5 protein-coding genes are annotated in these 3,742 nt (G+C 68.2%); 3 read left to right on the top strand and 2 right to left on the bottom strand.

The features are described 5' to 3' along the window. Positions 1–588 precede the first annotated feature (588 nt). Genes ACFE99_RS23905 through ACFE99_RS23895 form a run of 3 tightly spaced genes read left to right on the top strand, consistent with a single transcriptional unit; the run spans position 589 to position 2,239 of the window. Positions 589–795: a hypothetical protein gene (locus tag ACFE99_RS23905; RefSeq protein ID WP_375489201.1), complete on the top strand. Its 207-nt coding sequence runs from the start codon at positions 589–591 to the stop codon at positions 793–795. Then, positions 795–1,487, top strand: coding sequence for a DNA-processing protein DprA (locus ACFE99_RS23900; RefSeq protein ID WP_375489199.1), 693 nt, complete (start codon positions 795–797; stop codon positions 1,485–1,487). Before ACFE99_RS23905 ends, ACFE99_RS23900 begins: the two co-directional genes overlap by 1 nt. Further along, positions 1,484–2,239 carry an amidophosphoribosyltransferase gene (locus ACFE99_RS23895; protein WP_375489197.1) on the top strand — a complete coding sequence of 252 codons (756 nt, stop codon included), beginning with the start codon at positions 1,484–1,486 and terminating at the stop codon, positions 2,237–2,239. Before ACFE99_RS23900 ends, ACFE99_RS23895 begins: the two co-directional genes overlap by 4 nt. A gap of 91 nt (positions 2,240–2,330) precedes the next feature. Here ACFE99_RS23895 and ACFE99_RS23890 read toward each other — a convergent pair whose 3' ends face one another. Further along, entirely contained in the window at positions 2,331–3,077 is a 747-nt protein-coding gene (locus ACFE99_RS23890) for an RES domain-containing protein (protein ID WP_375489195.1), read from the bottom strand. Beyond that, positions 3,077–3,466: a hypothetical protein gene (locus ACFE99_RS23885; RefSeq protein ID WP_375489193.1), complete on the bottom strand. Its 390-nt coding sequence runs from the start codon at positions 3,464–3,466 to the stop codon at positions 3,077–3,079. The genes ACFE99_RS23890 and ACFE99_RS23885 overlap by 1 nt, the downstream gene beginning before the upstream one ends. Between the last annotated feature and the right edge of the window lie 276 nt (positions 3,467–3,742).

The raw sequence follows: 3,742 nt of genomic DNA, 5'->3' as shown, positions 1-3,742 counted from the left end.
CTAGCTAAGCGAAGCCTCGAGTTCACGGCCGAGCACGGATCTTCCCCAGCACCTCACCGTTCGCATAGAACTCGGGTCCCGGAGCTTCACGATGTCACCTTTTGTTTCGCCGGCTGCGCCTCGACCGGTTGCCAGCTTGCCTGAATTAATGGCTGATACCGGGTGGTCGGTTCGCCGTGCAACGGCGGCTGGCGGTGGCGCGCACGGTGCAGCTGACAACCGATCTGCCACGGCCGTGTGACTTGTGGGGTGCCGTGGTGGCGCAGTCAGGTGGCTAACGCTGCCTGGTACTGCTCAGCCATGAACGGCTTCAGTTTGCCACTGACTCGCAGGAGAAGGCTTCGACGCAGGGTCGCGTATTCGGTAGACGATTGGTGCAGTGTCCAGTATGGCATTGAGCGCTGGGTTGCGGTGCGGATGCCTTTGGTGCTGCCGTGCGCTGTACGCCGCGACAACGGAGAAGCAGATCCGTGTGAGCGCTGACACCGATCATGATGTGTAGTAACCCGCGGCAGCTGGATTGTGCGCTGACCTGTCGATACGTGAGCCGGCCGCGGAGTGTCGGTCGGCGGTTCTATCGTGCCGCGCATGGAGGACACGCATCCGGGCGAGGAGGAACGGGTAACGCTGGTGGCCCTGCTGGGCAAGCCAGCTGCCGTCGATCCGCGGCGGTTATCCACAGGGTGGTCCGCCATCGCGTCCGAGGTTGTGCGACGCGGGTCGGCGCTCGCCGTGTGGAACGAGCGGCATCCGCTTACTCTCGACGACGTCCTGGTGGGTCCGATGATGCGCTGATGCGGGCGCGCGACCAGCTGACCGAATGGCAGCGCGCCGACTTCGACCTTGTGACGATTGTAGACCAGCGGTATCCGTTGCGGCTGAAGCGGATTCAGCAATGCCCGCCGCTGCTTTTCGTGCAGGGAGGACTTTGCGCCGATGAGTTGGGCGTGTCGGTGGTCGGGTCGCGTAGGGCCTCGGTGGGTGGTCAGCGGATGGCCGCAGATATCGCCCGGGGACTGGTCGAGCGGGGCTTTTCCGTCGTTTCGGGTCTGGCCGCCGGTATCGACACCGCCGCGCATGAGGCGACGCTCGCGGCCGGCGGTCGCCCGATCGGTGTGCTGGGCACCGGTATCCACATGGTGTATCCACAGGAAAACCGGGCTCTGCACGACCGGGTCGCGGCGGTCGGGGCGTTGGTGTCTCAGTTCCTGCCGGACGCGCCGCCGGACAAACACGCGTTGCGGATGCGCAACGCGACCATCTCCGGTCTTGCCACGGCGTCGGTGATCGTGGAAGCCGGCGAGCACAGCGGGTCGCGCATCCTGGCGCGCCGCTCTGTCGAACATCGCCGGCCGCTGATCCTGACCGACGTGGCGGCCTCGACGCGGTGGGGCGCCGCGCTGCGGGGCCGGCGCGGTGTGTATGTCGCGCACAGCGCCGCCGCGGTGCTCGACATCGTCGATGACGTTGTGGGGGTGGGGGATTGACCGAGGTCATCGACGATGTCCACACCGCGCTGACATCCGCCGGCGGGTATCTGCGCAACGTCGTCCGCGAGCAGGGAGTGACCTGCCGGGTGTGTGCCGCCCCGGTGAAGGGGTTCGAGCTGTGCTGGCGCTGTCGCCGGGACGGGCGCATCGCCGGGCTGGCCGACGTCGTGGCGCCGCTGACCTATGTTATCGCCGGCACAGCGTCAGCGAACCTGTTGCACCGCTACAAGAACCACCCGGACCGGGTGGTGCGCGAGCAGCACAGTGTCATCGTCAAATCGGTGCTGTCGCTGGGCATTACCCTGCATGAGCGCTGCATCGCGCGTGCTGTCGGGCTGCCGGTGTCGCTGCGGTTGGTCATTCCGTCGCTGACCTGCCGGCCCGGTCGCCACCCCTTGGCCGAGCTCGCTGACCAGCTGAGCGTGCTCAGCGAGGCGGTGGCGCTGGTGCCGGCACCGGAGGCGATGTGCGACCGGGCCGTCAACGCCAAGTTCGCGCTGCAGCCCGCTGTTCGGCTGAATGGCCGCCATGTGCTGATCGTCGATGATGTGTGGACCACGGGGTCGAACGCGCAGTCGGCGGCGTTGGCGCTGCGGCGCGCCGGCGCCGCAGCGGTCAGTGTCATGGTTGTCGGTCGCTGGCTGAACGCCGGTCACGCGCGGACCGCCCAGTTCATTTCGGCGCGGCTGCAGCGACCCTACGATCCGGGTATCTGCCCGGTCAGCGGACGCCGGTGCGCCGAGGAGTAAGTCGACGTGAGCCACCGGTGCGCCGCGCCGGGTGTGTTGACGCATCCTGGGAGGCTTTCGTGTTTGTGCCCGCCATTGCACTCTGGGGAGGTCAGGGCAGCCAGCTGAGGCGGTGCAACCGCATCGCCTCCAGCAGTTGGGGATCGTCGGGCGCGATCGGCTCAGCGGCCTCCTGCTCGATTTCGGGCGGGCTGGCCGCGGCGGGATCACGCTCGTAAACCGACCACAGGGTGAGGCCATCGCCGTGACGGGACTCGAACTGGATCCCGTTGAGCGGCGCGCCGTCCGGTGTGCGCAGGGCATAGAGCCAGGCGGCGATGGCCTGGGTGAGGGCGCGGGGCCGGCTGTCGCGGATGGCGGCGCCGTCAAGGTCGGCAAGACCCAATGCCCGCGCCGGCGGCAGGAACCGTCCGCGCAGCGCGGCAAGCGACGCCCGGTGGCCGGGTACCGCGAAAACCCCGCTCACTCGTCCGGAGCCGAGCAGCCGCGGCCCGCACCAGCTGCGGGGCAGATGGCCGGCCGGCGCGGTGGGGTAGAGGTGGTCGTTGTCATCGTTGTCGACGATTTCGGCCAGCTCGGCGGCCATCTGCGGCTCGGGCCGGAAACGAGCGAGCACCTCGAGATAGCACGCCAGCGGTGAGACACCGAGGTACAGGCTGCGCCATGTGCCGTGCGGATCGTCCCAGCGGCCGTGAAACCGGCCGTCGGCGCCGGCGTACTCCCACGGCGTCCAGGCCCACGGGTCTGGCCGGTAGCCCACGTGGTAGGCACGCACAGCCTGTAGGCGCACCGCGCGCACAGCACCGTGGGCCGTGTCGAGACCGATCGCCTGCGCCATCACCCCACGGCGGCGAACTGGCGGGCCGCGGTGAGTATTTGGGGCCCAACGGTTTCCAGGTCGCCATCACGCAACACCCGCGCGGGGGCGCGGTCGTCGAGCAGCGGGTTCAGCCCCTGAAACCAGGCCTGGGCGACCTGCTTGCCGTCGCGTTGGGCGATCATGCTGGCCGCACGGTAGGCGACGCGGAGCCGATCGACGTCGGCGGGGTTGGCGATCTGGCGGGTGCCCTGCGCCCATTGCCGCACCGCGCGGGTCTCCTTGACCTTGCCCAGGTAGGCGACCAGTTTGGCGCCCAGCAGGTCACGCAAATTGCTGACCAGTTCCGCGGTGCTCATGGTGAGCGCGGCGTTGTAGGCATCGAGATCCGGCCGGGCCGACGTCAACATGGAACCCACCTCCGATACCAGGCTACATCACATAGTGCTTCACACGGTACTTACAGGAGTGGATCGTCTGTCGGAGACGATCGCTATCAGGGCGGCGGCTGTGTTCAGCGCGCCGTCGTATTGGTGCTCTGAAAGGCACTTCCGGCCACGGATAATGAGGCCATGACTGTCAGCGACGTGGCAGCACAGGTCGGGGCCGTGCTCGCCCGCGCGGAATCGCTGTTCGCGGTGCCAAACGAGGGTGGCGTGGCGGCCTCAGCGGCCGGCCAGCTGGGC

Origin of the sequence: uncultured Mycobacterium sp. (assembly GCF_964249325.1) — a bacterium.
GTDB lineage: Bacteria > Actinomycetota > Actinomycetes > Mycobacteriales > Mycobacteriaceae > Mycobacterium.
Note: the sequence above shows the minus strand (reverse complement) of the source record. Positions and strands in the feature narration are given on the sequence as shown.

Coding starts and splice junctions, on each gene's coding strand:
- ACFE99_RS23900 (WP_375489199.1), top strand. CDS start 795: ATGCGGGCGCGCGACCAGCTGACCGAATGGCAGCGCGCCGACTTCGAC.
- ACFE99_RS23890 (WP_375489195.1), bottom strand. CDS start 3,077: ATGGCGCAGGCGATCGGTCTCGACACGGCCCACGGTGCTGTGCGCGCG.
- ACFE99_RS23885 (WP_375489193.1), bottom strand. CDS start 3,466: ATGTTGACGTCGGCCCGGCCGGATCTCGATGCCTACAACGCCGCGCTC.
- ACFE99_RS23905 (WP_375489201.1), top strand. CDS start 589: ATGGAGGACACGCATCCGGGCGAGGAGGAACGGGTAACGCTGGTGGCC.